The organism is Paraburkholderia sp. BR10936 (assembly GCF_040965735.1).
GTDB classification, from domain to species: Bacteria; Pseudomonadota; Gammaproteobacteria; order Burkholderiales; family Burkholderiaceae; genus Paraburkholderia; species Paraburkholderia nodosa_A.
Genome location: NZ_JBFRCM010000083.1, coordinates 1 through 303, shown reverse-complemented (window position 1 = coordinate 303; position 303 = coordinate 1). Strand labels below are relative to the sequence as shown.

Below are 303 nucleotides of genomic sequence, written 5' to 3'. Positions count from 1 at the left end.
GACCGATGGCGATCGCTTCGGCGCGCGGCAGGTCGTCGGTGAAGGTGTCGTCGTCGAACATGAGCTCCTTGACTTCCGGCATGTTCTCGCGGATCCACTTCGCTTCCTCGAGCACGTTCTCGACCGAGCGCGTGCGGTAGACGTGGCCGCTCACGGTCTGCGGCCACAGGCAGAACGTGCAGCGCGACTTGCAGCCCCGGCCCGTGTAGATCGACACGTACGGGTAGTTCAGGTAGCCGATGAAGTAATTCTCGATCTTCAGGTCGCGCTTGTAGATCGGCGCGACGAACGGCAGCGAGTCCA

1 protein-coding gene is annotated in these 303 nt (G+C 62.7%); it reads right to left on the bottom strand.

All coding sequences use genetic code 11. From position 1 onward, the window contains the following. A partial coding sequence (locus tag AB4Y36_RS40510) for a radical SAM protein (RefSeq protein WP_368685944.1) occupies nucleotides 1-303 on the bottom strand: 303 nt, incomplete at both ends.